Raw genomic sequence first — 26,200 nt, 5'->3', positions numbered from 1 at the left:
GCTACCCAGTAGAGGACAGGCTTCGAACACTAGGGCCAGGCGAATCCGCGCCGCACCCGACCGCTATAGATTGGAGACGGAGCGATGAAACGCACCTATCAGCCTTCGAACCTGGTTCGCAAACGCCGCCACGGTTTCCGCGCGCGCATGGCCACCAAGGCCGGCCGCAAGATCCTGAACGCACGTCGCGCACGCGGCCGCAAGTCGCTGAGCGCATAAACCGCTCACCGATCAGGTTATGAACATGACGCCGCCGGAGGCCCCTGAGGATGGTAGCAACCAGCCGAGGGTCAAGCCCCCGGCGGCGTCCGTTTGCGCGCCTGAACCCTTGACCGTTTTGAAGAAACGGTCCGATTTCCTGAAAGCCGCACGTGCGCGCAGGCAGGGCACGTCGTCGATGATGGTGCAGGGCCGCAAACGGGCCGAAGGCGAGGCCGAAGGCATCCGCGTCGGGTTCACCTGTTCCAAGAAAGTCGGAAATGCAGTTGCCCGCAACCGCGCCAAGCGTCGGCTGCGCGAGGCCGCGCGCGCCGTTCTGTTGGCCCATGGCCACGCGGATTGGGACTATGTTCTGATCGGCCGGGCGGATACGACTGCGAACCGCCCGTACGCAGCATTGCTGGGTGATCTGCGCTATGCGCTGCGCAAGATCCACAGCGACCGGAAATGACCTTTCTGTCCCATATCGTTGCCCTGCCCATCCGGGTTTATCGGTTGGTGTTCAGCCCGTGGGTCGGCTTCAACTGCCGGTATCAGCCTACTTGCTCGGCATATGCTCTGGAGGCGCTCGAGAAGCACGGCGTTTTAAAAGGTAGCTGGCTGGCAGCCCGCCGGATTGGACGCTGCCACCCCTGGGGCGGCGATGGATACGATCCGGTGCCCGATCGAAAGGACGACAGCGGCTGCTGTTCGTGACCCGCCGTCAGACTTGACCGTTTCAACGCTCGGCTGAACACTTGGAGCAGCTGAGCACGAGGTCCAGATGACATCCCAAGCCCGCCACACGCTGCCTACCCACGACGTGGTGAACCAACCGCCCTCACGCGGCGATGCGAATGTCTGGTCGTCCGATCTCGCGCTACAGAACACAGCACGCTTTTCTGGCGCGCGCACCGACCCGCTGGCATCCTATGGCGACGTCTTGGGCCGCTCCGAAACCCGAGAATTGGGGCGCGAGGCAAATCGCCACCCGCCGGAACTGCGACTGTTTGATCAGGGTGGCCGGCGTTTGGATGAGGTGCGCTTTCACCCGTCGTATCACAAGATCATGGAGATCAGCCAATCCGCGGGTTACGCGTCGTTGGCCTGGGATGGGCAACCTGGCGGCCACGCCACCCATGCCGCAATGATGTATATGGCAGGTCAGATCGAACCCGGTCATTGCTGTCCCCTGACCATGACATATGCCGCGATCCCTGCGCTTGAGGCCAACGGCGACATCGCTGCAATCTGGCGGCCCAGGCTGATGGCTCGCGGCTATGATCCGTCGACGAAACCCATCGAACAAAAAACAAGCGCCACGCTGGGCATGGCGATGACCGAGAAACAGGGTGGTTCAGACGTGCGCGCCAACACCACCATCGCCACGCGGGATGGCGATCATTGGCGGTTGCGCGGTCACAAATGGTTCTGTTCAGCTCCGATGTGCGACGGCTTCCTGACCTTGGCGCAAGCGCCCGGCGGTCTGACCTGTTTCCTAGTACCCCGCTGGCTGGAAGGCGAACGCAATGCGATCCACCTGATGCGCCTTAAAGACAAGCTGGGGAACAAGGCCAACGCCTCGTCTGAAATCGAGTATCATGACGCTCTTGCCTATCAACTCGGGGACGAAGGCGCTGGTGTTCGCACGATCATCGAGATGGTGCATCATACGCGCCTCGACACAGCTGTCGCACCCGCAGGCCTGATGCGCGCAGCCCTTGTCGAAGCCCACCACTGGGTCTTGCACCGCAGCGCCTTTCAGCGCCGTTTGATCGATCAACCCCTGATGCGGTCGGTTTTGGCCGACCTTGTGTTGGACTGGGAAGGCGCACTGACCCTTGGAATGCGGGTTGCTCAGGCCTTTGACGGTCAGACGGACGAGGACAAAGCCTTTGCCCGCATCAGCGTCGCTCTGGCCAAATTCCTGAACAACAAACGCTGCCCCACAGTGGTCGTCGAAGCGATGGAGGTGCTGGGTGGCATGGGCTACGTCGAAGACACGCAGATGCCCCTCCTCTACCGCGAAGCGCCGCTCAATAGCATTTGGGAAGGGTCAGGCAACGTGATCTGTCTGGATATTCTGCGCACCATCGCCCGTGACCCACTGGCGGCCGAGGCGTTGCAGGTTGAACTGGACAAGGCTACCGGGGCCGACCGGCGCTTTGACGAAGCACTCAAGGCCCATCGCGAACGTTGGCCCGGACTGCCCGCAGAAGCCGAAGCGCGCTGGTTCGTCGAGAACACGGCGCTGCTGCTGACGGCCTGCCAGTTGCTGCGCCATGCCCCCGGCGCGGTGGCGGACGGCTATATTGCGGCCCGGCTTACGGGCAATAGCGGGCGCATCCCGGGGTCGGTGTCCGGTTTGGACACGGATGCCTTGGTCGCGCGCCTCGGTTGACCTGAATACTTGCCCGGTTGCGTCAACTGCTGTAGGGGCAGCGCATGTTTGACGAAGCTGACGATATCCACCCGCTCTTTGCTGGCGCGCCTTCGACGACCGAGTTCAAGAAGCTGCGCAAGCGCATCGTGCGCCAAACCCGTGAAGCCATCGAGCAATACGGGATGGTGGACCCGTCCGCGCATGACAAGGACGGCAAACCGCCTCGCTGGCTGGTCTGCCTGTCGGGCGGCAAGGACAGCTATACCCTGTTGGCCGTACTGTACGAGCTGAAATGGCGCGGCCTTCTGCCCGTCGACCTGCTGGCCTGCAACCTGGATCAGGGACAACCCGGATTTCCGGCGACCGTCCTACCCGAGTTTCTGGAACGCATGGGTGTGCCGCATCGGATCGAGTATCAGGACACGTATTCCGTTGTGATGGATAAGGTTCCGCAAGGCCGCACCTATTGCGCGCTCTGTTCCCGCCTGCGTCGCGGCAACCTGTATCGCATCGCGCGCGAGGAAGGGTGCAGCGCCGTCGTGCTGGGTCATCATCGCGACGATATTCTTGAGACCTTCTTCATGAACCTCTTCAATGGCGGCCGTCTGGCCACCATGCCGCCCAAGCTGGTCAACGAAGAAGGTGACCTGTTCGTCTTTCGCCCTCTTGCCCATGTGGCTGAGGCCGATTGCGAGAAATTCGCCAACGCGATGAACTATCCAATCATCCCTTGCGATCTTTGTGGCAGCCAAGACGGGTTGCAGCGCCAACAGGTGAAACAGATTCTCGACCAGTGGGAAAAGAACAGCCCCGGTCGTCGCCAAGTGATGTTCCGAGCGCTGACAAACGCACGCCCCTCGCATCTTTTGGACCCGAAACTGTTTGATTTTCAGAATCTTATGCTCAGTTCGGGTGAAAAAGACCTCAATTCGGACGAAATTCCTCAGTTGCGTTAACGAGTGACTCAGAATGGTTTCCTAGGGTCGGCCAGAGCGTTTTGTACGCAAGGTAGAGGCCCGAACACCCGATGTGGAAACATATCTCAGTCAACAAAGCTATTGATTCTCTGGCCACGGCGCTAAGCGGGCCGCCCGCTTTGGCCTTTGCACCGGCGATCAGTCTGGCCGCTTATTGGACGGGCGGCGAGCGCGCCTTGATCGTCGTCGCGCTTGCGCTGCCGGTTGTGTTTGCAATGGCCGCGTCGACCGCAAGTCGCACGGGCAAACGTGCCAAAGGGGATGGAGGGCTCGCCCCCATAGAAACCTTCGCACATGAGATGGGCGCGTTGCTGAAAAACCCGCGTTCAGATCATGAGGCCGCGTGCATGATCGTCGAACTGGACGGGTTCCCCGAGTTTTTGGATCTGCACGGGAATGCCGCCGGCCAGCTGATGGCTGACCAGTTCCGCAGCCGGATTCTGTCAGTCATCCGCTCGCAGGATATTGCCGCAGGTCTCGATCAGGGCAAGATCGTCATTGGCCTGTCTTCGTCAAACACTCTGGATCTTGAGGCCTGCATCCAGATGTCGGGGCGTATTCAAACCGCCGTTGACGAACCGATCGTCCTGAACGGAACCAGTGTCTATGTATCCTGTTCGATCGGTTTCTGCCTGCAATCCACTCTTTCAGATCACACTTTTGCCGACTGGATTGAAGCCGCAAGTGCAGCCTTGTGCGAAGCGCAGCGGAACGGTCCGGCTACTATCCGCGCCTACACGGCGGAAACACAACGCCGGGCCCGTGTTCGCGCCAATCTGCGCAGTGAGTTTCTTGCGGCTTTGGACAGCGGCGAAATCCGCCCATGGTTTCAGCCGCAGATCTCAACCGACACGGGGCAAATCACGGGGTTTGAGGCTCTGGCCCGGTGGGAACACCCCCAAAAGGGCGTGGTAGGGCCCCAGGTTTTCCTGCCCTTTGCCGAACAGGCCGATCTGATGGAACGCCTGGGCCAGGTGATGCGCCACCACGCCTTTGCCGAGATGCGCGATTGGGACCGAGCGGGAGTTATGGTGCCTCGGATTGGCGTAAACTTCACGTCGGACGAACTGCGCGATCCAGCGCTAATTGACCGGCTGAAATGGGAGCTGGACCAAAATGACCTGACCCCCGACCGGCTGGCTGTCGAAATCCTTGAAACCGTGTTTTCCCGGCGCCCCGATGACGTGATTACCCGCAATGTGACAAGCATGTCCAAACTGGGCTGCTGCATCGACCTGGACGATTCTGGAACCGGCCGCGCATCCATTGCCTCAATCAAGCGCTTTGATGTGTCGCGCATCAAGATCGACCGTTCATTTGTGGCCAAGGCAGACCGTGACGCCGGCCAGCAACAACTGGTGAGCGCGATCTTGACCATGGCAGAGCGGCTGAGTGTCGAGACATTGGCCGAAGGGGTGGAGACCCCCGGCGAACATGCTCTGATAGCGCAACTGGGTTGTGATCGCGTCCAGGGCTTTGGGATTGGAAAACCCATGCCGTTCGAAAAAACGCTGGATTGGATGGCAACACATCAGAACAAGCTGAACGGAATGCCGAAAATCGGGCGCAAAGCAGGGCCATAGACGCGAATTAACGCAATAGAACGCTGATCCGAGATAAAATTAAGGGCGATTCCGCTTGACCTTTGGCCCTGCACTCTGTTGAACCCAGCGGGTGTCTTTCACTGCTCAAGGTGGCTGTCCCAGATGGACGATCAGAATAAGAATCTCATCCTCGCAACCGCGCTCAGCTTTCTGGTGATCCTGGTTTGGTTCGTGCTCTTTCCTCCTCCCGAGCAGACCACTCCGCCGGAAGCGACCGAGATCAGTGCAACGGACGGCACCGAGATTCAAACGCCCAGCGCGGCGGGGACCAACGCAGTTGGCGAAGCTACTGCAGACGCGACAGAAGTTGAGCCTGACGCGCAGGCCCCGCGGATCGATATCGAAACGCCGCGCCTGAAGGGCAGCCTGTCCTTGTCTGGCGGTCGCATCGATGAGCTGTTCCTGAAGGACTACAAAGTTTCGATCGACGAAGGCGCGCCTATCGTCGAGCTGCTTTCGCCGGTTGGTTCCGAGTCCGCCTACTACGCCTTGTACGGATGGGCGCCGGGCGCGGGCGTCGCCGGGGCTGATGTGCCCGGCCCGAACACCCTCTGGACTGTCGAAAGCGGTGAGACCCTCGGCGTGGATACGCCCGTGACCCTGAAATGGGACAACGGCAACGGCCTGACTTTCCGCCGTAGCATTGCGGTTGATCACGACTACATGTTCACCGTCACCCAGTCCGTCCAGAACAACACCCAGGCCGAAGTTGGCATGGCACCCTATGGTATCCTGGCCCGCCATGGCATTGGCGAAGACGGCGACCTGCCCGGCCTGAAGAACTTCTTCATCCTACATGAAGGCGTTATGGTCATGGCCGACGGCGTCCTGGACGAAATCGACTATGGCGACGTGCGCGACTTTGACATTGATCCGAATGAACGCGCGCAAGCCGAAGTCTTTCAAGTCAAAGAAGGTGGCTGGGTTGGCTTTACAGACCACTACTGGATGACCACCCTGATCCCGGAAGAAGGGGCCGCCTTCAAAGCCGCTGCAAAATACGACGCGCGCCGCAAAATCTATCAGACAGAGACCGTCCTGCCCACCGTGGCCGTTGCCCCTGGCGCGACCGAAGAGGTCACTACACGACTGTTTGCTGGTGCCAAGGAATGGGAAACCATCCGCGAGTACCAGAACGAGGGCGTACAGAAATTCATCGACAGCATTGACTGGGGTTGGTTCTATTTCCTGACCAAGCCGATCTTCTGGCTGCTGCACAACATCAACGTCCTGATTGGGAACATGGGCTGGTCGATCATCGGCCTGACGCTGATCATCAAGGCGATCCTGTTCCCGCTGGCGTTCAAATCCTACGTCTCGATGGCGAAGATGAAAGAACTGCAGCCGCAGATGGAAGCCCTGAAAGAGGCCGCGGGCGACGATCGTCAGAAGATGCAGCAGGGCATGATGGAGCTGTACAAAAAGGAAAAGGTTAACCCGGCCGCAGGCTGTTTGCCGATCCTTCTACAGATCCCGATCTTCTTCTCGCTGTATAAAGTGATCTTTGTCACCATCGAACTGCGTCAGGCCCCGTGGTTTGGCCCGTTCCAGGATCTCAGCGCGCCGGATCCGACTTCGATCATGAACCTGTTCGGCCTGCTGCCCTGGGGCGGTCCGCAGCCGGACACCTTCATGGCGCTGATCTTCATCGGCATCCTGCCACTGCTGCTGGGTATCTCGATGTGGCTGCAGCAAAAGCTGAACCCGGCACCAACCGATCCGACACAGGCAATGATCTTTGCCTGGATGCCGTGGGTGTTCATGTTCATGCTAGGCAGCTTTGCCAGCGGGCTGGTGGTCTACTGGATCGCGAACAACACGATCACCTTCACGCAACAGTATCTGATCATGCGCAGCCAGGGTTACAAACCTGATGTGTTTGGCAACATCAAATCCGGCTTTAAGCGAACGCCAAAAACGGATGACAAATGACCGGTGAAGTGACCAGCCTCTGGCGGCATCCGATCAAAAGCCACGGTCGTGAAGCTGTGCAATCCGTAACCATGACCCCCGGGCAGACCATGCCCGGGGATCGTGTTTGGGCGGTTGCGCATGAGGCGTCCAAAGCGGACGGGTCGGATTGGGTGCCGTGCGCCAATTTCAGTCGTGGCGCAAAGGCACCGCAGTTGATGGCGATTGAGGCACACACCAACGGAAAGAGCCTGACCCTGTCTCACCCGGATCGTCCCGAATTGACCTTTGATCCGGATCACGAGGTTCAGGCTTTTCTGGATTGGGTCAAACCGTTGATGCCCGCTGACCGTGCCGCCTCGGCGCGGATCATACGGGCTCCGGGTCGTGGAATGACCGACAGTGATTTTCCGTCGATCAGCCTTTGCAACATGGCATCGAACCGCGCCGTTGGCCAAAAGCTGGATACCGATCTGTCGATCCATCGCTGGCGCGGCAATATCTGGTTTGATGGCTTGCCGCTGTGGGAAGAGTTCGACTGGATCGGTCGCGAAGTTCAGATTGGCGCGGTCGTATTCCGAGTGCGCGAACGGATCACCCGCTGTCTCGCAACAACCGCCAACCCTGACACGGGCCAACGCGATGCCGACACTCTGGGCGCGCTGGAAACATGGGGGCATCAGGACTTCGGTGTCTATGCCGAGGTCATTCGAGGTGGCGAAATCTCGGTCGGCGACAAGGTGCATCTGCTATGAACACTCTGCCTTTCCCATTGGCCGAAGAACCGGACGAATTCGCGCTGGAACGCGGTCGCAAACTGTTCGCGGGACCGTCTGAATTTGTCAAAGGTGTGGTCGCCATGAACGGCCTGCCAGCACCTGACCGGCTTGAGGTATGCTTTGCCGGACGTTCAAACGTGGGCAAATCCAGCCTGATCAACGCGCTGACCGGCACCAAAGGTCTGGCACGCGCTTCGAACACGCCCGGACGTACCCAAGAGATCAACTTTTTCACACAAGGGCCCGAACTGTATCTGGTGGACCTGCCCGGATATGGATACGCCAACGCCCCGGTGAAGGTCGTGGAAAAGTGGCAGCGTTTGCTGAAACAATACCTCAGCGGCCGTCAGACCCTGCGCCGGGCCTTTGTTCTGATTGACTCGCGCCATGGTGTGAAACCCGTCGATGCCGAGATCATGAAGCTGTTGGACACCAGCGCCGTGACGTTTCAGTGCGTGATGACCAAAGCCGACAAGGTGAAGGCCAATGAACGTCAGAAAGTACTGGATCAAGTGCGTGGTGCGCTGTCTAAACACCCTGCCGCCTTCCCCGAGATCGTCCTGACCTCGTCCGAGAAAGGTGACGGCATTCCGACGCTTCGTTCGATCATCGCGCATCTGGAATGAGTTTCCTAACCCGCATTTTTCCAGTGCTGACGGTGATTGCACTGGTGCTGACCAGCGCAATCCCGCAAGGCTGGATGCCCGCGATGGGCAGCGACGGGAAAGTTCTGCTGGTGATCTGCACCGGCGAAGGTACGGTCGAACAATGGGTCGATCTGAACACGGACGAACCCGTACATGACGACACGGATCAGCGCATCCTGTGCCCTTTCGCGGGTCTAAGCTCTGATATTGTTCTGCCCTCGGTCGGTGCGGTTGTGCCGTTCGCGGCGTCGATCCAGCCCCGCTGGAACCATCGCGACTTTACCCACCGCAGCGCCGGGTTTTACACCCGCTACGATGCCAGGGCTCCGCCCCTCTTCTCCTGATTCACTTCCTTCCTTGTGAACCTGCGCAGGCGCTGCGCGGGGCAATTTTCGAATCCGGAGACTAGAATGGCATTGGACAGCCAAACCCTAGGGAACACCCCGGCGCAGAAGACTGCTGCGCAAAAGTTCTATTTCGCCGCTTGGCGGTGGCATTTCTACGCAGGGATCTTCGTCATCCCTTTCCTGATCATTCTGGCAGTTACTGGGCTGATGATGATGTTCATCACGCAATTCGACGGTCGCGACGGCGAAAAGATCGCAGTCGAGGTTCAGGGCGCTGCCCTACCCGCCTCACAACAAGCCGAGATAGCCTTGAACGCGGTACCCGGTACAGTGGTCGAGTGGATCGGCCCCAAAGCGGCTGATCTGGCCACTGTGTTTCGGATCAAATCCGAAGAAGGCCAGCGCCTTGTGGCCGTCGACCCTTATGCCGGGGACGTCCTGCAAGTCTGGGACCGGCGCGCAGGTTGGTATGATCTGGCGGACAACATTCACTCGACCCTTCTGATCGGCACAACTGGCGACCGCGTTCTTGAGATCGCCGCCGGGTTGAGCCTTTTGCTGGTCTTCACCGGCCTCTACCTGTGGTGGCCGCGCGGCAATGCCATCGCTGCATTTGTCCCGAATCTGCGCGCACGTGGTCGCGCCTTTTGGAAGTCCCTGCACGCGGTGGTTGGGTTTTGGATATCCGGGTTGCTGGTGGTCTTCCTGATTTCGGGTCTGTCTTGGGCGGGCGTCTGGGGCGGCATGATCGTGCAACCCTGGAGCAGTTTCCCAGCCGAGAAATGGGATAACGTTCCCTTGTCGGACGAGACCCACGCCAGCATGAACCACGGCCACCAGAACGAAGTCCCATGGGCGCTGGAACAAACGCCGATGCCGGCCTCGGGTTCTGATGCCGGGATCGACGGTGTACCCCAAGGCACACCCGTAGATATCGATGCCCTCGTGGCGCTTGGCACCGCGCTGGACATGACGGGACGTTTCCGGGTCGCGTATCCGGGCGGGGAAAACGGCGTCTGGACTCTGAATCGGGACAGTATGAGCAGCGACTCGACCGATCCGGTGAATGACAGGACGGTGCACGTAGATCAGTTCACGGGCAAAATCCTCGCCGATGTTCGGTACGAAGACTATTCGTTGATGGGCAAGTCCATGGCCGTCGGGATTCCATTCCACATGGGCCTGATGGGGACGTGGAACTTTATCCTGAACCTGGTGTTCTGCCTGTCGGTGATCTTTGTCTGCATCTCGGGTGTGGTGATGTGGGTTAAGCGCCGGCCTCAGCGCGCCGGACGACTGGCAGCACCACCGATGCCGTCAGAGATGCCGTTGTGGAAAGGAGCCGCTCTGGTTGGCCTGTTCACTGCAATGGCCTTCCCCTTGGTCGGGCTGACCCTGCTCGCCGTGTTGGCGCTGGATTTGCTATTGATCAGCAATATCCCTGCCGTGAAACGCGCCATGAGCTAATCTGGATGGGCCGTCCCGCATCAACTGGGACGGCCCATGCCACGATCCGGTCTTGGCAGCGCGTCACAAACCTCCTAACACGGAACCCCAGAGGGACAGCCATGAAGACACGAGACATGAACCGGGACTGGATCGCCACCGCCGCAACGCTGAACAGCGCATTGCCCTATCTGCAACGCTATGACGGTGCGATTGTCGTCATCAAACTTGGCGGCCACGCCATGGGCAGTGACGAAGCAATGGAAAGCTTTGCCCGCGATGTCGTTCTGATGCGTCAGGTCGGTGTGAACCCGGTGATCGTGCATGGCGGCGGCCCGATGATCAACGCGATGCTGGACAAGCTGGACATACAATCTGAATTCGTGAACGGCAAACGTGTCACAGATAAAGCCACCGTCGAGGTGGTCGAGATGGTGCTGTCTGGTCTTGTCAACAAACGCATCGTTCAGGCGATCAACGATCAGGGCGGAATGGCGGTGGGACTGTCCGGCAAGGACGCGCAGTTGATGCTCTGCGATCAAACCGATGAATCTCTGGGTTTTGTTGGCAGCCCGGCTGAGATGAACCCGAAAATCCTGCACAACCTGTTTGCTCATGATGTAATTCCGGTGATCGCCCCGCTGGGCGCGGGACGCAACGGCGAGACGTTCAACGTCAACGGTGATACAGCCGCTGGTGCCATTGCATCCGCACTGAAAGCCGATCGCCTGCTACTGCTGACAGACGTCTCTGGCGTCAAGAACGCCGCAGGGGACGTTGTAACTGAGCTGAAAGCCGGTCAGATCCGCGAGATGACGCTGGATGGCACGATTGCAGGCGGTATGATCCCCAAGACCGAAACCGCGCTGGATGCGCTGCACAGTGGCGTTCGGGCGGTCGTCATTCTGGACGGACGAGCCCCCAATGCGGTCCTCCTTGAGCTATACACAGAACACGGGGCCGGATCACTGATCCGCCCGGACTAAGCCTCAAGAGGAGGAGACATGCCAGACCGCACCAAACTCTCCTCTGACGCTGCAACGTATATTTATGAACAGGTTGAACAGGCTGCAAACGCGGCCGGTTTGATCGTCATGGGGGCACTTCATCCACGCGTTGTCGATGCCAAGCAACTGGACGGCGGCACGCTTATCCTGCTGGGCGCAGGGGCCGATTTTTGGCCTACTCTCAAGGCTTCAGACGAATGGCAAGGCGACGACCCGGTTGATCGCTGGTCCCTTCGCGTAGTCGGACAATTGGCGCAGGACTTTTCGGCCCAAGCGCATTTTCCATTTGGTGGTCCACCCTATGCACCGTTTATTGACTGGGCGTTGAAATCAGGGCGCACCTTTAGCAGCCCCGTTGGTGCCTTGGTGCATGATGAGGTCGGCATGATGATCTCATTCCGGGGCGCTCTGCACTTCGAGCTGGAGTTTAAGATCCCCGCGACGAAGGGTGTATCACCTTGCTCCACCTGCGCAGCGCCTTGCACCCAAACCTGCCCGGTGAGCGCGCTGAACAGTCAAAGTTTCTATGACGTCGCAGCCTGCCACGACCACCTGTCCACCGTTCAAGGCCAAGCCTGCATGACGGGCGGATGCCTTGCGCGACTATCCTGCCCGCTTAGCGCGGGTGCCGGACGGGACCCTGAGCAATCCGCCCACCACATGAGAGCGTTTCACCCGTCATGAGCCGCAGACTGATCCTGACCCGCCATGCCAAATCCAGTTGGGACAGCCCGGCCCTGGCGGATCATGATCGCCCGTTGAACAAGCGCGGTCGCAAGTCTGCCCCGGCAATTGGGGCGTGGCTGCGTGAAAACGGATGGCTACCGGACGAAGTGCTCAGTTCGACCGCGACCAGAACGCGGGAAACCTGGGGCAGGATGGGTCTGCAGGCTGAAAAACTGTGCTTTCACCGCGCGCTTTATCTTGCGGAGCCCGCAGACATGCTGATCGAGCTTTCCGGTGCAACCGGGCAAACTGTTCTGATGCTGGGCCACAATCCCGGAATCTCGAAATTTGCTGAGCGGATTGTCAAACATCCGCCGGACCACGCAAGGTTCTACGACTACCCCACCTGCGCGACGACGGTGATCCGATTTGATTTGAGCGATTGGTCAGAAATTCGCTGGCAGAGTGGCGAGGTCGAAGGGTTTGTCATTCCGCGCGAACTACTGGAATAAAAAAGGCGGGGACAAAGCCCCGCCTTTTCTTAAGGTTGTGACCCGCTTCAGTGACCCAGGATTTGGCTGAGGAACAGCTTGGTCCGGTCACTTTTGGGATTGTTGAAGAACTCTTCCGGTTCGTTCTGTTCCACGATCTGACCGGCATCCATAAAGATCACACGGTTGGCGACCTGACGGGCAAAGCCCATCTCGTGCGTCACGCACAGCATGGTCATACCTTCCTCGGCCAGTTCGATCATGGTGTCGAGCACCTCTTTGATCATCTCGGGGTCCAGCGCCGATGTTGGTTCATCGAACAACATGATCCGCGGCATCATGCAGAGCGAGCGGGCAATCGCCACACGCTGCTGCTGACCACCCGAAAGCTGACCGGGATACTTGTCGGCCTGCTCGGGGATTTTGACCTTCTCCAGGAAGTGCATTGCACGCTCTTCGGCCTCTTTCTTGGGCGTCTTGCGCACCCAGATCGGGGCCAGCGTGCAGTTTTCCAGAATGGTCAGGTGCGGGAACAGGTTGAAGTGCTGGAACACCATGCCAACTTCAGAGCGGATCTTGTCGATGTTTTTCAGGTCATTCGACAATTCGATCCCATCCACAACGATCTTGCCCTGCTGGTGTTCTTCCAGCGCATTCAGGCAGCGGATCAGAGTGGATTTGCCCGAGCCCGACGGGCCCGCGATAACAATCCGCTCGCCCTGATTGACGGTCAGATTGATGTCGCGCAGCACGTGGAAGGACCCGTACCACTTGTTCATTCCATTGATTTCGATGGCGACCTCGTCGCTCACCTGCATCTTGGAGCGGTCGATTTCGCGGTCAATTGCAAGTTCAGACATGCGTTGAACTCCTTAACGGTGATCGGTGGCAAGGCGACGCTCGAGCCACTGTGAATATTGAGAAATGCCGTAGCAGACGACAAAGAACAGAAGCGCGGCAAAGCCCAGAAGCTCCCAATAGACGCCGTTCCATTCGGTTGACGCCAGAATTGGACCCCGGATCATGCCCACCAGATCGAACATCGAGATGACCGAAACCAGTGTGGTGTCCTTGAACAGGCCCACGGCCACGTTCACGATCCCGGGGATCGAGATCTTCAGAGCCTGCGGCAGGATGATCAGGCGCATCGCCTGCGGGTAATCCAGACCCAAGCTGTCTGCTGCCTCGTACTGCCCGCGCGGAAGCGCTGCCAGACCACCGCGGATCACCTCGGCGATATAGGCGGCCGAGAACATGGTGATCATGATCACGACGCGCAGGAACAGGTCGACCGTGCTGTCAGGAGGGAAGAAATACGCCAGCATCACCGAAGCCACGAACAGCAGCGTGATCAGAGGCACGCCGCGGATGAATTCGATGAAGATGACGCAGACCCACTTGATCAGCGGCATGTTGGACTGACGACCCAAAGCCAAGGCGATACCCAGAGGCACGGACAACGACACACAGGTAACACCCAGCATGAGGTTGAGCATGAAGCCACCAAGATCCCGGCTGGGAACGGCCTTCAGCAACGCATTGTCTGACGCCCCTTCGGGGATCAGCGCTGCACCAATGTTCCAGACGATCAGCGCGACAACGATTGCGCCAAAGAACCCGGCCGCAAAGCTGTTTCTGCCAAGCTTCTGGAATACGGCACCCGCAGCGACAAAGCCAACCAGCGCCACCAGAGGCGCAAGAATGGTGCCCCCCCAGATCAGCCAGAACGCGATGAACGGGTAAAGCGCGGTGAAGATCAGCAGTTTGCGCGGCAAATCAAAGAACAGCACCGGTGCTATCGCCACCAGCATCAGGACAAAGGCCAGATTTGGGCGCCAGTAGGCGTCATCAGGGTATTTGAAGCCGTAGATCAGCTGGTGCCAACGCTCGGTCAGAACCGCAAAACACGCGCCAGTTTTTCCGTCCAGAATCTCGCGGCATTGTGCGAGAGAGTCGGCGTGCCAAACCCCGTTCACAATCCACGGCAACGTATTACGCAGAAGCAGATAGATCAGGACCAGCGACAGAACTGTCAGGATGGTGTTCGTGACGCCCGAGAACAGGTTCTCACGCAGCCACTTCACTGCGCCGGTTTGGTTTGCCGGAGGTGGCGCTGGTGGGATTGTCCCCTCGGCCACGAATGCGATCGGATTGGTTGTTTGATCGGCCATGGCTCAGCGCTCCTTCAACTTGACGGATGCGTTATAGATGTTCATCGCCATCGAGATCAGCAGCGATGCGGTCAGGTAGAACAGCATCAGCAACAGAACACACTCGATCGCGCGACCGGTCTGGTTCAACGTGATACCACCCAAAGTCGCGGTGATGTCCGCATAACCCACAGCAATCGCCAGTGACGAGTTCTTGGTGATGTTCAGATATTGCGAAATCAGCGGCGGGATGATGACCCGCAGCGCTTGCGGCAAGACCACCAGGTTCATGATCCGCCCCGGACGCAGACCCAGCGCCGCAGCAGCCTCAGTCTGGCCTTTCGAGATCGCTTGGATACCCGCACGGACGTTTTCCGCGATGAACGCGCCTGTGTAGATGGACAAGGCAAACCAAAGCGCGATCAACGGACCGCCGACTTTGATGCCTCCGCTAAAGTTAAAGCCCTTCAGTTCCGGGATATCCCATGTCAGGCCCATCAGCAGCATCAACACAACAAACGGACCAAGCCAAACAGCCAGTTTAGGCAGCATCGTTTTGGGGCGAATGCCGGTTTCTTCCTGCTTGTGCGCTGCCCGCTTTTCGATTTCACGAGCGACGAACCAAGAGGCGACAAAGCCAGCGATCACGACAAGCCAGTTAAGCAAGGTCGCACTGAACAGGCCATGCGCAAACTCGGGGCGCGGAATATAGACACCGCGGTTTGTGAATGCAAAGGCGTCAAACAGCATGCTCGATGTCGGGTTGTCCCCCCGGAACGCACGCGGCCCTGGCAGCACAGCGGTCATGATGGTGAAGATGATGATGATCCAGATCAGGACCGGAATATTCCGGAAGATCTCGACATACACCGCCATCAGTTTCGACACGAGCCAGTTGTTCGAAAGCCTCAGAACACCTGCGATCACCCCGAACACGGTGGCGGTGATACAAGCCAGAAAGGCAACAAGAAGCGTGTTGAGAATACCGACAACAGCCGCACGCCCGTGTGAAGACTGGCTGTCGTATTCGATCAGACGCTGGTTGATGTCATACCCAGCTGAATCGCCAAGGAATGAGTAGGAAATGTTCAGGCCGGCGGCTCGAAGGTTCTGGATCAGGTTGTTGCCCAGATACCAAATACAAAGCGCAATAACGATGGCCGCGATCACCTGAAACGTAAGTGAGCGATAGCGGGTATCGTTTATGAGCATCGACAACCGAAAATCAGCTTTCGGTGGGTCAGTCATAGTCGACATATTTTGGGATCCCCGTAGCTTGCGGGCTACTTATTTTCGGCGAGGTTGTCCCCGCTCTGCATCTGCCCGCAGCAGTTTATTATAGAAGAGGGCGCAAGTTACCTTGCGCCCTCATCCGTCTATGTTTTAGCGGAACGGCGGCGAGTACAGCAGACCACCTTCGGTCCACTGGGCGTTCAGGCCGCGTGCCAGACCGATCGGTGTTTCTTCACCGATGTTCTTGGCGAAGACTTCACCGTAGTTACCGCCAGACTTGATCGCTTTTGCAGCCCAGTCGGCGTCCAGTCCCAGCATCTCGCCCAGGGTGCCTTCAGTACCCAGCAGGCGGTTGATTTCCGGGTTGTCGGTACCAGCGCTCAGCTCGTCGATGTTTGCCGAGGTCACGCCCAGCTCTTCAGCCGAAACCAGTGCGTTCAGAGTCCAGCGAACAACGTCACCCCACTCGTGGTCGCCATGACGGACCAGCGGGCCCAGCGGCTCTTTCGAGATGATTTCGGGCAGCAGGACGTGATCACCGGGGTTTTCGAACGTGGCGCGGGTTGCGGCCAGGCCCGAAGCGTCGGTGGTGTAAACGTCACATGCGCCAGCCAGGTACTGCTGCTGCGCTTCGGCGTTGGTTTCGATCGGAACCGGCTCGTAGCTGATGTTGTTGGCACGGAAGAAATCGGCCAGGTTCAGCTCGGTGGTGGTGCCGGTCTGGATACAAACGGTTGCGCCGTCCAGCTCTTTGGCCGAGCTCACGCCCAGTGCCTTCGGAACCATGAAGCCTTGACCGTCATAGTAGTTAACACCGACGAATTCGAACTTCAGGTCGACGTCGCGGCTGAAGGTCCAGGTGGTGTTACGGGCCAGCATGTCGATCTCGCCGGATGCCAGCGCGGTGAAGCGGGTTTTACCGGTGGTAGGAACGAACTCAACTGCGTTCGCATCGCCCAGAACGGCTGCAGCAACAGCGCGGCACAGCGAAACGTCAAAGCCTTGCCATTCGCCATTTGCATCGGGTGCCGCGAAGCCGACCAGACCAGTGGTCACACCGCAGTTCAGTTTGCCGCGCGCTTTGACGTCGTCAATCGTCCCCGCAGCAGCAGCGCCTGCAGCCAGACCGGCAATCGTTGCCGCGCCCAAAATTACGGATTTTTTCATTTTTACCTCTTCCTGATTTTCCGCCCCGTTTCGGGGCGGCTCTGTCCGGCGCCTCTGGCACCAGAAAGGTTTACCCAAAGGCGTCTCCCCTTTAGTGCGCACGAGTTTGGTCGCATTCATAAACAAACGTCAAGGGTCGGATCAGGGAAAACGATGAGTCAATTCAGAGATCACCGTGTCTGTGTCAAAAATTAACACAGAATAGGCTCAGGTAGAGATTTCAAAGAACCGTTTAGCGTGCAAAAAGGCCGCTCTTTTTGTTTCCGAGGCGGCGTGAGCCTCGTCATCATGGCCCCATTGTTCGATTTGCCACAGCTCATCAAGCCGTGAGATCTCCCAAATCTGGTCAGCGCTGCGCCAGTCCATCGCCGCGGCAAACCCTAAGATCAACGAGCCGGACAGACTGACCAGATCATGAAAGGCCGCCAGCTGGAAGTCATTGAAATCGTGTACGCGGCCCCGCAGCGTGGCAAGTGATGCCGCTGATTGAGGTTGATGCAGTACGCCCTCCACAGGTACCAGCCGTGCGGCCAGCGTGTCCGCAGCCCAATCCAGCGCCGGATCCCAGCTTTCAGCCTGGCGTTGCTGCAATTCCTGCGGGTGAGTCGCCCGATAACACAACAAGTCCGAGTCACCGTAATCGGCCAGCATGTCTGCAACTTCGGCGTGCTGGTGGTGGACCTTATCGATGGCGGCATTTGCCGAGCGGGTGAATGGCATCCGGGTCGGGTCGACCTCTTTTTCCTGCGCGTCCCACTCTGCCGCAACCTCTTGCGCCATGGCCATTGTAGGCAGGATCAACCCAGCCTTGGCTGGCGTTTTAACCCGACGACCATCCAATTCGACCGTGTATCCGTCATCCGCTTGGACGACCGCGCTTGCAGTCCAAAATCGCTTAGGCTTCCAGTCGCTCATGTTTTCAGGTCCAGATGTGATCCAATGCGCGCGGCAGTTGGTCAAAGGTTTCAATAATGCAGGCCGCACCGTTCAATGCGGATCGGTCGTGATAGCCCCAGGACACGCCGATGCCCGCCACCCCAGCCGCCTGCGCCATATCCATGTCAAACCGGGTATCCCCGATCATGACCGTGTCCGAAGCTTCAACTCCAGTCTCGGATCGGGCCGTGTCAATCATCGACGGGTGTGGTTTTGAGGGGTGGTGGTCTGCGACTTGCCGCGTCACGAAGTAACGTTCCAGCGCATGGGCCTCGATCAGCGCGTCCAGCCCGCGTTGCGATTTCCCGGTCGCCACGCCCAGCAGAACTTCGGGCACGGCGTGTAACTCTTCGATCACGTCGCGTGCGCCGGGATAAAGCGGCGAGCTTGCTGCGCCCATCTTCAACCGGTTGGCATGATAGGCCTGTTTGTATCCTTCAACCAAACTGTGCTGCACGCTGTTGGATTGGTCGGACGCCAGCTGCGCCATGGCGGTTGGCAGCGACAAGCCCACAATGGACAGGATCGCCTGCCGGTCAGGCACCGGCAAGGACAGTGCCTGAAAACTGGCGGTCATCGCAGCAACGATACTGCCCTGGCTGTCAACCAGGGTGCCGTCCACATCGAACAGCACCAAACGCAAGGGTGCGCTCATTGCAGCTCCTCGAACGGGTCTTCGGCAGCCAGGTCTTCGGTCCAGCCAAACGTATCCCAGCTGTGTTTCATATGGTCGGGCAACGGTGCTGTGACGGTGATCGTCTTGCGCGTCACTGGATGCTGGAACGTGGCCCGCCGCGCGTGCAGGTGCAGTTTCTTGCTGATGATCCCGCCCAACTGTGCACCCCAACCATCGCCAAGGTTTTCCTGCCCAGAACCACCGTATTTACCATCCCCGATGATCGGATGCCCAATCGCTGCCATATGTGCGCGCAGTTGGTGCGTCCGACCCGTGATCGGCTCCATCGCCACCCACGCAGCGCGTCCGGCCACCCGGTAGAGCGTCGCGTAGAGCGTATGGGCCCGTTTCGCGCCGGGGTTGTCGTTGATTTCGTTCAGGTGAACGGCGACCATCTTCTCGCCTTCGCCGTGTTTGCCATGGCCCGCAGCCTTGACCAACCCGGTCTTGATCTCACCCAGATACGGGGTCGGCACACCCGCCACCAAGGCCCAGTAGATTTTGCGCGTGTCGCGGTGACGAAACGCGGCTGTCAGGCCTTTTGCGGCCTCGCGCGTACGTGCCAGCAGCAGAACGCCCGATGTATCCTTGTCCAAGCGGTGAACAAGGCGGGGGTTCTCATCATAGCCAAACCGAAGCGCCTCGGACAGGCTGTCTACGTGGCGAGTCTGGCCGCTGCCACCTTGCACGGGCAGACCGTGAGGTTTGTTCAGCGCCAGCACATGATCGTCGCGATAGATCACGCAAGACTGGATCATCTTGGCGTCTGCATCCGATACACGCCGCTTGACCTCGGCCGGTTTGTGATCGACGTCAGGCAAGGGCGGCACGCGCACGACCTGCCCGACCTCAAGACGGGTCGAAGCTTTGACCCGCCCGCCTTCGACACGCAGTTCACCCTTGCGGCACATCTTTTCGATCCGGCCCTGGCTGACATGCGGGAACAGGCGGCGCAACCAACGGTCCAATCGTTGGTCGCCGTCACCTTCTGCTACGGTGATCATCTGTACGCCGCTCATGCCGATACCCTTTGCGTCGCGCGGATCGTCCGCGCGATAAACCCGTCTGTAAGTGCCTTAGAAAACATGCGCGTCTGTGGCGTGCCAAGGGCAAAGAGTCAAGACAATCAGATGTTCGAGAAGTCTCCGTGCCGCCCAGCGCCATCCCGAAACCGGCCTGCACCCGCCGTACCTTCGCGACGGATGGCTTCAAGCCCGTTGGCCCATTCAACCTTCAACGCTTCGCGCACCGGCATTCCGCGCGTTTCGATGATCGAACGACGGTCGGCGCGCACAGCGGTTTGGGGGAAACGGGCGATCTCGTGCGCCATAGCCTCGGCCGCAGCTCGCGCTTCGCCGTGGGGGACGACCTTTTCGGCCAGCCCGATACTATAGCATTCCTCGGCTTCGACTTTGCGACCGGTCAACGCGATCTCCAGCGCTTTGCCTTGCCCGACCAGACGTGGAAGGCGCACGGTGCCACCATCCATCAGGGTGACACCCCAACGGCGGCAATAGACGCCCTGATAGGCCGTCTCGGCCATCACCCGGATATCGCACCACAAAGCGAGCTCCATCCCGCCTGCCACTGCTGCACCCTCAATCGCCCCGATAACCGGTTTAGACAGTTCCAACCGCGAGGGTCCCATCGGGCCAAGCGTGGAAGGTGCCGAGCCAATGGGAAATGCGTGCTTTTCGTAATAGGGTTCGCCCAGTTCCGGATCAGACAAGGTCGAGGCCATTTTCAGGTCCCACCCGGCGCAAAAATTGCCGCCTTTTCCCCAGAACACGGCAGCCTTGGCCGGGCCGTGTTCAAATTCCAAGAATGCATCCGTCAGGGCCTTGGCGTGGTCACTGTCAACGGCGTTCCGCGCCTCTGGCCTGTCGTGAATGATGGTCCAGACGTCATCCGTCTTGTCGATTGATACGGTCATGAGCTTCCTCCCTCGGCTCTCATGACCCAAGGGAAACCCGCTTTTTGCGTTCTGTCGCCTGTGACGTTGCGGCGTGTTAGCCGTTCCGCTGTGCGCGCAGCTTGGCGAAGTAGTCCAACCGCTTTTTCAACTCGCGCTCAAAGCCGCGCTCGACCGGCTGATACAGCTCGGGGCGCTCCATGCCATCGGGGAAGTAGTTCTGACCGGAAAACCCGTCCTCTGCGTCGTGGTCATAAGCATAGCCCGCACCATAACCCTGATCCTTCATCAATGAGGTCGGTGCGTTCAGGATATGCTTGGGCGGCGGCTCGCTGCCTGACTGTTTGGCCAAACGCATTGCCGCCTTATAGCCCACATATGCCCCGTTCGATTTCGGTGCCAAGGCCAGGTAAACCAGCGCCTGCGCCAACGCCAGCTCGCCTTCTGGGCTGCCAAGCCGTTCGTAGGTCTGCCATGACTGCAGGCAAATCGCCTGCGCCTGCGGATCGGCCAGACCAATGTCTTCGACCGCCATCCGCGTGATGCGCCGCGCCAGATAGCGCGGGTCTTCGCCACCCGTCAGCATCCGCGCGAACCAATAAAGCGCCGCGTCCGGGTCCGATCCTCGTACCGATTTATGCAGGGCCGAGATCAGGTTGTAATGCTCGTCCCCCGATTTGTCGTATTTCGCAGCCCGGCGCATTAGCCGGGTCGAAAGCGCATCGGGGTCCAGCGGCGCATCAATCTTCCACGCCGCGACCTGTTCGATCAGGTTCAAAAGTGCCCGGCCATCCCCATCGGCCATTTTCTGCAACGCCTCGCGCGCAGGCCCCGTCAACGGTAGCGCGCGGTCCAGTTCTTTCTCGGCGCGTTGGGTCAGGCGTTCGAGATCGGCCAGGCTGAGCCGTTCCAGTACCAGAACCTGCGCTCGGCTGAGCACAGCAGCGTTCAGCTCAAACGACGGGTTCTCGGTCGTGGCCCCGACCAGCAGGATCGTCCCGTCCTCCATATGCGGCAGGAACCCGTCCTGCTGGGCTTTGTTGAAACGGTGAATCTCATCCACGAACAACAGCGTGCCCTGCCCGTTCTGCCGACGGATTTTTGCAGCCTCAAAAACCTTTTTCAGATCAGGAACGCCGGTGAAAATCGCGCTGATCTGGACGAAGTGCAGATCGGTTTCTTGCGCCAGCAGCCGCGCGATCGTCGTCTTGCCGACACCCGGAGGCCCCCAAAACACCAGGCTCGACAAGCTGCCCGAAGCCAGCATGACCCCTAACGGCGCGTCCGGGCCCAGAACCTGTTCTTGTCCGATCACCTCAGCCAGCGTCTGCGGCCGCAACCTGTCGGCCAGCGGGCGATGCGGGTTTGACGCGGGCTCGGCCGCCTGGGTATCGAACAGGTCGCTCACGACGCTACAGCCGGAACCGCAGGGACACGAGCTGCCCGCCCCGTAACACATCTAGGTTCACCCGCCGACCGGGATCTGTCAGCGCGTCCACGACGTCGCTGGGATGGCTCATTGCGTTGCCATTGATACTCTGCACCACGTCACCGGCCCGCAGCCCGGAACGTCCTCCGTAACGGCTTGCATCCACCACAACCACGCCGGTTTGCGAAAGCAACAAACCCATCTGCGTGATGATCGCCGGATTGATCCGAGAGACCTTAAGCCCAGGCATCACGGTGCCGTCGTCCAGCACGGTCTCATCCGCCGAAGGCGTTTCCGGGGCTTTGATCAAGGCCACCTCAACCTCGGCTCGATCTTCGCCCCGCAGCCGAGTCAGGAGCGATGTGCCACCGACCCCGGCCACCGACATGCGGAACTTCATCTCGGCGGGCGAGTTCACCTCGTCCCCATCCACATGGGTCACCACGTCGCCCACGCGCAAACCGGCCTCAGCCAATGGGCTCAGGTCATGTATGTCGGAAATCACAACCCCCATGGGGATGGCCAGACCGAGGGATTCCGCGATGTCGGCGCTCATGTGCTGACCGGCCACACCGGCCCAGGGACTTACAAAACTGTCGTTCCCGGCCTTGGCCTGACGCAGGAACTCAGCCACCAAGTTCGCCGGAATTGCAAACCCGATGCCATTGGACCCACCCGAGCGCGTCAGGATCGAGGTGTTGATCCCGATCAGATCACCATTCACGTCGATCAGCGCACCACCTGAGTTGCCCGGATTGATCGCGGCATCGGTTTGAATGAAATAACCCCGTGCATTCCCTGTCGCCGTGCCAGTCCGTGCCAGACCGGAGATAATGCCGGACGACACAGTCTGGCCCACCCCAAACGGGTTACCGATGGCCAGGGCCAGCTCCCCCACCTGAACCTGGTCCGAGTCTCTAAAGCTCAAATGGGGAAGGTCCTGCGCCTCTTCCAAACGCAAAATCGCGACATCGCTTTCTTTGTCGCCCAAAACGACTTGAGCAGAAAACTCGCGGCGATCCGTGGTCACAACCCGGATTTCCGTCGCCGTACCGACCACGTGATAGTTGGAAACCACGTAGCCATCCGCCGTCAGAATGACGCCCGATCCCAGCGAGTTCTGCACCCGTTGGCGCGGTTCCGAAAAGCCGCGGCCAAAGAAATCCTCGAAAAACGGATCCGAGAAAAACGGATTGGAACGGCCCTGCCGTACAATCTTGGCATAGATATTGACCACCGCAGGGGCCGCCTGTTTCACCACCGGGGCAAATCCCAGGCTAATCTCGGCCTGTGATGTCGGCACTTTGGTTTCGGCTTGCGCCGATACGGCCAGCGTTGCCAGCAGCAAAGAGCAAAGAACTTTCCGCATGATCCATCCGTCAAATAATCGCACACCGGATATGCGTCTACGTGGGCCGTAATGCAAGCGTGCGGTCAATCTAACGGGGCGTGCAGGCGGGTTCCTTGCGTGATGATGCCGCCACGTTGACCGACCTCGATCGTGCCATAGCGCTGCTTGAAAACTTCGGGCAACTCACGGTCCCCTTCGGGCGACAGCCACAGCCGCAGCAGATGACGCCGCTGAGCAGGATCCGGCCAGTCCACGAACCCGGTGCGGTCGTGCAATTGCGCGTGGTTATAGACGAACTGCATATCGCCGGGCTGCAACCGCATCGTCAGGCACAGATCCGGATCATTGGCCAAAGCATCGAAACGGTCCAGGGTTTCGACATGCGCGGGCGTCAACCGCATGGCGTCAGAGAACCGCTGCGCACTGTCGATATACTGCCGCTGATAAAACACCGTCAGTTTGCCATCATGCCAGCTGAAGGGCGGGATCGTCATGAAGGGTTCCATCCCTTCAGGGATTTCCCCACGCCTGTCGGTTGCGATGGGATCGAACAGCAGTTCCAACAACTCCGGGCACTCGGCCCGCATACGATTATAGATCGTCTCGGCGCTGACCAGCAGTGAGTCGCCCCCTTCTTTGGCCTCACGCAGGCACAGAAGGCCAACGATGTCGGCACTGTCGGTGTGGAATGTCTGACGCTCATGGGTCTGGTAAATACGTGTGTTCGGGTCGTTGGCGTCAGCGCCGATATCCCGGACGTGGCCAAGAATGTGACCTTGGGCGTTCTGCGACCGGGCTGTGCCCAGATGCGCACCGACCCCGCAGAAGATCGTGGCCGCCATTTCTTGTGTGTACCCTTGAACTGGCAAGCCGCGGATTACCTCGAACCCGATTCCGTTGATCAGCTTGTTGCGCAGCTCAGCCAAATGCTGGTCGAACCGTTTCAGTGGAAAATCGACCTTGGTGATCTCACCAATATCCTGCCTAAGGCTCAGGTAGTGACGGGCTGCCTGCTCAAGGTCTGCGATGTCTTCGGGGGTCAGGTCGACGATCCAGTCATCCCGCCGTTCGCGCATCTCTTGCCCGGTCCAGACAGATGGGCCCGTCAGTTCGTTGGGAATTTCTGCAAGGACTGTCATTTTTCGCCCTCCACATACACCATACAACGTGATGTGTTTGCGTTGGGGTTTCTTCTACAGAAATCCCCGCAAATACGCTGATTGCGACATGCGCGGGCACAAAAAAACCCCCGCGCCCGAGACGCAGGGGTTTAGATCAGAAAGCCGGGCTTTCTTATTCTTCGTCTGCTGCCTCTTCGGCGGCAACGCGGGCTTTGTCAGCCGCGCCTTTGGCGTCGACGTCACGATCAACGAATTCGATGATCGCCATCGGAGCCATATCGCCATAGCGGAAGCCAGTTTTCAGGATGCGGACATAACCGCCCTGACGCTCGGCGTAGCGGGGGCCCAGAACTTCGAACAGCTTTGCGACGTCTTTGTCTTCTTTCAGCTGTGCTGCGGCCTGACGACGGGCGTGCAGGTCGCCGCGCTTGCCCAGAGTGATCAGTTTTTCAACGATCGGGCGCAGTTCTTTTGCCTTGGGCAGAGTTGTTTTGATTTGCTCATGCTCGATGAGCGAGCCAGCCATGTTCGCAAACAGCGCCTTGCGGTGCTCATGAGTACGGTTCAGGCGGCGGTAACCACGTGCGTGACGCATTTTCTAGTTCCTTCTTTCGCGTTTTGCTTTGTCTGGCCGGCGATGCGTGTCACCGGCTCTCCTTGGGGCGGAAGTGCCCATTTTGGTCCCCGGACGCCCGGGCATTGGGGAAGACGCGCTTAGAACGCGTCTTCGAATTTCTTCGCCAGATCTTCGATGTTGTCGGGCGGCCAGTCCTCGACATCCATGCCGAGGTGCAGACCCATGCCGGACAGCACTTCTTTGATCTCGTTCAGCGACTTGCGGCCGAAGTTCGGGGTGCGCAGCATCTCGGCTTCGGTCTTCTGGATCAGGTCGCCGATGTAAACGATGTTGTCGTTCTTCAGGCAGTTTGCCGAACGGACCGACAGTTCCAGCTCGTCCACTTTCTTCAGCAGCAGCGGGTTGAACTCCAGACCATCGTCTTCGTCCTGGCGGCCAGCTGCTTCGGGCTCGTCGAAGTTAACGAAGATCGACAGCTGATCCTGCAAGATACGAGCGGCAAAGGCCAGCGCATCTTCCGGCGTGATCGAACCATCGGTTTCGATCTTCAGGGTCAGCTTGTCATAGTCCAGAACCTGACCTTCACGGGTCGGCTGAACATCATAGGCAACCTTTTTGACCGGTGAATAGATCGCGTCGATCGGGATCAAGCCGATAGGTGCGTCTTCAGGCTTGTTCTTCTCAGCCGACACATAGCCCTTACCGGTGTTGACGGTCAGTTCCATGAACAGGTCGGCGCCATCGTCCAGGTGGCAGATGACGTGGTCGCGGTTCAGAACCTCGATGCCAGCACTTTCGCTGATGTCGCCTGCGGTGACGACTGCGGGGCCTTTGGCATTGATCGACAGGCGCTTGGGGCCTTCGACTTCCATGCGCAGGGCAACCTGCTTAAGGTTCAGGATGATATCGGTGACGTCTTCACGAACGCCTGCGACGCTCGAGAATTCGTGCAATACGTTGTCGATCTGAACGCTGGTGATGGCCGCGCCTTGCAGCGAGCTCATCAGAACGCGACGCAGCGCGTTGCCCAGGGTCAGACCAAAGCCACGCTCCAGCGGTTCAGCAACCAGAGTTGCCTGACGCGCGGGATCGTTGCCCGGCTTGCCTTCCAGCTGGGTCGGCTTGATCAATTCTGCCCAATTCTTATGGATCATGTAATCCCTCCATTCCTGTCCGCGCCCCATGACCAACA

Annotated in this window: 27 protein-coding genes; 14 read left to right on the top strand and 13 right to left on the bottom strand. The window is 59.2% G+C overall.

Translation table 11 applies throughout. From position 1 onward, the window contains the following. The first annotated feature begins 84 nt into the window (after positions 1-84). The 14 genes from rpmH to GOV53_RS14050 all read left to right on the top strand — a co-directional run bounded on the left by rpmH (position 85) and on the right by GOV53_RS14050 (position 12,477). A complete protein-coding gene (rpmH, locus tag GOV53_RS14115) occupies positions 85-219 on the top strand; it encodes a 50S ribosomal protein L34 (protein WP_005980833.1) in 135 nt (44 codons plus the stop codon). A gap of 25 nt (positions 220-244) precedes the next feature. Further along, positions 245-670 (top strand): ribonuclease P protein component, encoded by a 426-nt coding sequence (gene rnpA / locus GOV53_RS14110; RefSeq protein WP_170467631.1) that lies wholly within the window; start codon positions 245-247, stop codon positions 668-670. Beyond that, a complete protein-coding gene (gene yidD, locus GOV53_RS14105; protein WP_170467629.1) occupies positions 667-915 on the top strand; it encodes a membrane protein insertion efficiency factor YidD in 249 nt (82 codons plus the stop codon). The genes rnpA and yidD overlap by 4 nt, the downstream gene beginning before the upstream one ends. Before the next feature lie 67 nt (positions 916-982). Then, complete coding sequence (locus GOV53_RS14100) at positions 983-2,599, top strand: acyl-CoA dehydrogenase family protein (RefSeq protein WP_170467627.1); 1,617 nt, start codon at positions 983-985, stop codon at positions 2,597-2,599. A gap of 44 nt (positions 2,600-2,643) precedes the next feature. Then, positions 2,644-3,537 carry a tRNA 2-thiocytidine(32) synthetase TtcA gene (gene ttcA, locus GOV53_RS14095; RefSeq protein ID WP_170467625.1) on the top strand — a complete coding sequence of 298 codons (894 nt, stop codon included), beginning with the start codon at positions 2,644-2,646 and terminating at the stop codon, positions 3,535-3,537. Between the two features lie 71 nt (positions 3,538-3,608). After that, a complete protein-coding gene (locus GOV53_RS14090) occupies positions 3,609-5,141 on the top strand; it encodes a putative bifunctional diguanylate cyclase/phosphodiesterase (protein WP_170467623.1) in 1,533 nt (510 codons plus the stop codon). Between the two features lie 123 nt (positions 5,142-5,264). After that, on the top strand, positions 5,265-7,094 hold the full coding sequence (yidC, locus tag GOV53_RS14085) for a membrane protein insertase YidC (RefSeq protein WP_170467622.1): 1,830 nt from the start codon (positions 5,265-5,267) through the stop codon (positions 7,092-7,094). Beyond that, on the top strand, positions 7,091-7,828 hold the full coding sequence (locus GOV53_RS14080; protein WP_170467620.1) for an MOSC domain-containing protein: 738 nt from the start codon (positions 7,091-7,093) through the stop codon (positions 7,826-7,828). Before yidC ends, GOV53_RS14080 begins: the two co-directional genes overlap by 4 nt. Continuing rightward, entirely contained in the window at positions 7,825-8,478 is a 654-nt protein-coding gene (yihA, locus tag GOV53_RS14075) for a ribosome biogenesis GTP-binding protein YihA/YsxC (RefSeq protein ID WP_170467618.1), read from the top strand. Before GOV53_RS14080 ends, yihA begins: the two co-directional genes overlap by 4 nt. After that, a complete protein-coding gene (locus GOV53_RS14070) occupies positions 8,475-8,843 on the top strand; it encodes a DUF2946 domain-containing protein (protein WP_254439291.1) in 369 nt (122 codons plus the stop codon). Before yihA ends, GOV53_RS14070 begins: the two co-directional genes overlap by 4 nt. A 66-nt stretch (positions 8,844-8,909) precedes the next feature. After that, positions 8,910-10,313 carry a PepSY-associated TM helix domain-containing protein gene (locus GOV53_RS14065; protein WP_170467616.1) on the top strand — a complete coding sequence of 468 codons (1,404 nt, stop codon included), beginning with the start codon at positions 8,910-8,912 and terminating at the stop codon, positions 10,311-10,313. 101 nt (positions 10,314-10,414) lie between these two features. Beyond that, the gene (argB, locus tag GOV53_RS14060; protein WP_170467614.1) at positions 10,415-11,278 is read left to right on the top strand and encodes an acetylglutamate kinase; all 864 of its coding nucleotides are present in this window, start codon (positions 10,415-10,417) and stop codon (positions 11,276-11,278) included. A gap of 18 nt (positions 11,279-11,296) precedes the next feature. Beyond that, the gene (locus tag GOV53_RS14055) at positions 11,297-11,983 is read left to right on the top strand and encodes a ferredoxin (protein WP_170467612.1); all 687 of its coding nucleotides are present in this window, start codon (positions 11,297-11,299) and stop codon (positions 11,981-11,983) included. Beyond that, complete coding sequence (locus GOV53_RS14050) at positions 11,980-12,477, top strand: SixA phosphatase family protein (RefSeq protein WP_170467610.1); 498 nt, start codon at positions 11,980-11,982, stop codon at positions 12,475-12,477. Before GOV53_RS14055 ends, GOV53_RS14050 begins: the two co-directional genes overlap by 4 nt. A gap of 47 nt (positions 12,478-12,524) precedes the next feature. Here the strand turns inward: GOV53_RS14050 and GOV53_RS14045 are convergent, their stop codons facing one another. From GOV53_RS14045 to GOV53_RS13985, 13 genes are all read right to left on the bottom strand, one after another. After that, on the bottom strand, positions 12,525-13,316 hold the full coding sequence (locus GOV53_RS14045; RefSeq protein WP_170429330.1) for an amino acid ABC transporter ATP-binding protein: 792 nt from the start codon (positions 13,314-13,316) through the stop codon (positions 12,525-12,527). 12 nt (positions 13,317-13,328) lie between these two features. After that, positions 13,329-14,627 (bottom strand): amino acid ABC transporter permease, encoded by a 1,299-nt coding sequence (locus tag GOV53_RS14040; protein ID WP_170429327.1) that lies wholly within the window; start codon positions 14,625-14,627, stop codon positions 13,329-13,331. Between the two features lie 3 nt (positions 14,628-14,630). Further along, positions 14,631-15,863 (bottom strand): amino acid ABC transporter permease, encoded by a 1,233-nt coding sequence (locus GOV53_RS14035; RefSeq protein ID WP_170467608.1) that lies wholly within the window; start codon positions 15,861-15,863, stop codon positions 14,631-14,633. Positions 15,864-15,989: 126 nt separating this feature from the next. Further along, a complete protein-coding gene (locus GOV53_RS14030; protein WP_170429321.1) occupies positions 15,990-17,006 on the bottom strand; it encodes an amino acid ABC transporter substrate-binding protein in 1,017 nt (338 codons plus the stop codon). A 207-nt stretch (positions 17,007-17,213) separates the two neighbouring features. Next, positions 17,214-17,921, bottom strand: coding sequence for an ATP12 family chaperone protein (locus GOV53_RS14025; RefSeq protein ID WP_170467606.1), 708 nt, complete (start codon positions 17,919-17,921; stop codon positions 17,214-17,216). Positions 17,922-17,925: 4 nt separating this feature from the next. Continuing rightward, entirely contained in the window at positions 17,926-18,597 is a 672-nt protein-coding gene (locus tag GOV53_RS14020) for an HAD-IA family hydrolase (RefSeq protein ID WP_170467604.1), read from the bottom strand. After that, a complete protein-coding gene (locus GOV53_RS14015; protein ID WP_170467602.1) occupies positions 18,594-19,637 on the bottom strand; it encodes an RluA family pseudouridine synthase in 1,044 nt (347 codons plus the stop codon). The genes GOV53_RS14020 and GOV53_RS14015 overlap by 4 nt, the downstream gene beginning before the upstream one ends. Positions 19,638-19,744: 107 nt before the next feature. Continuing rightward, on the bottom strand, positions 19,745-20,551 hold the full coding sequence (locus GOV53_RS14010) for a crotonase/enoyl-CoA hydratase family protein (RefSeq protein ID WP_170467600.1): 807 nt from the start codon (positions 20,549-20,551) through the stop codon (positions 19,745-19,747). A gap of 76 nt (positions 20,552-20,627) precedes the next feature. Further along, positions 20,628-21,938, bottom strand: coding sequence for a replication-associated recombination protein A (locus tag GOV53_RS14005; protein ID WP_170467598.1), 1,311 nt, complete (start codon positions 21,936-21,938; stop codon positions 20,628-20,630). A 4-nt stretch (positions 21,939-21,942) separates the two neighbouring features. Then, positions 21,943-23,328, bottom strand: coding sequence for a trypsin-like peptidase domain-containing protein (locus GOV53_RS14000; protein WP_170467596.1), 1,386 nt, complete (start codon positions 23,326-23,328; stop codon positions 21,943-21,945). Between the two features lie 65 nt (positions 23,329-23,393). After that, positions 23,394-24,449, bottom strand: a complete 1,056-nt coding sequence (locus GOV53_RS13995; RefSeq protein WP_170467594.1) for a TauD/TfdA family dioxygenase — start codon at positions 24,447-24,449, stop codon at positions 23,394-23,396. Between the two features lie 154 nt (positions 24,450-24,603). Beyond that, positions 24,604-25,026, bottom strand: coding sequence for a 50S ribosomal protein L17 (gene rplQ / locus GOV53_RS13990; RefSeq protein WP_170467592.1), 423 nt, complete (start codon positions 25,024-25,026; stop codon positions 24,604-24,606). Positions 25,027-25,145: 119 nt separating this feature from the next. Then, positions 25,146-26,162 (bottom strand): DNA-directed RNA polymerase subunit alpha, encoded by a 1,017-nt coding sequence (locus GOV53_RS13985; protein ID WP_113791474.1) that lies wholly within the window; start codon positions 26,160-26,162, stop codon positions 25,146-25,148. Between the last annotated feature and the right edge of the window lie 38 nt (positions 26,163-26,200).

The sequence above is a fragment of the Ruegeria arenilitoris genome (assembly GCF_013035315.1).
GTDB lineage: Bacteria > Pseudomonadota > Alphaproteobacteria > Rhodobacterales > Rhodobacteraceae > Ruegeria > Ruegeria arenilitoris_D.
Note: the sequence above shows the minus strand (reverse complement) of the source record. Positions and strands in the feature narration are given on the sequence as shown.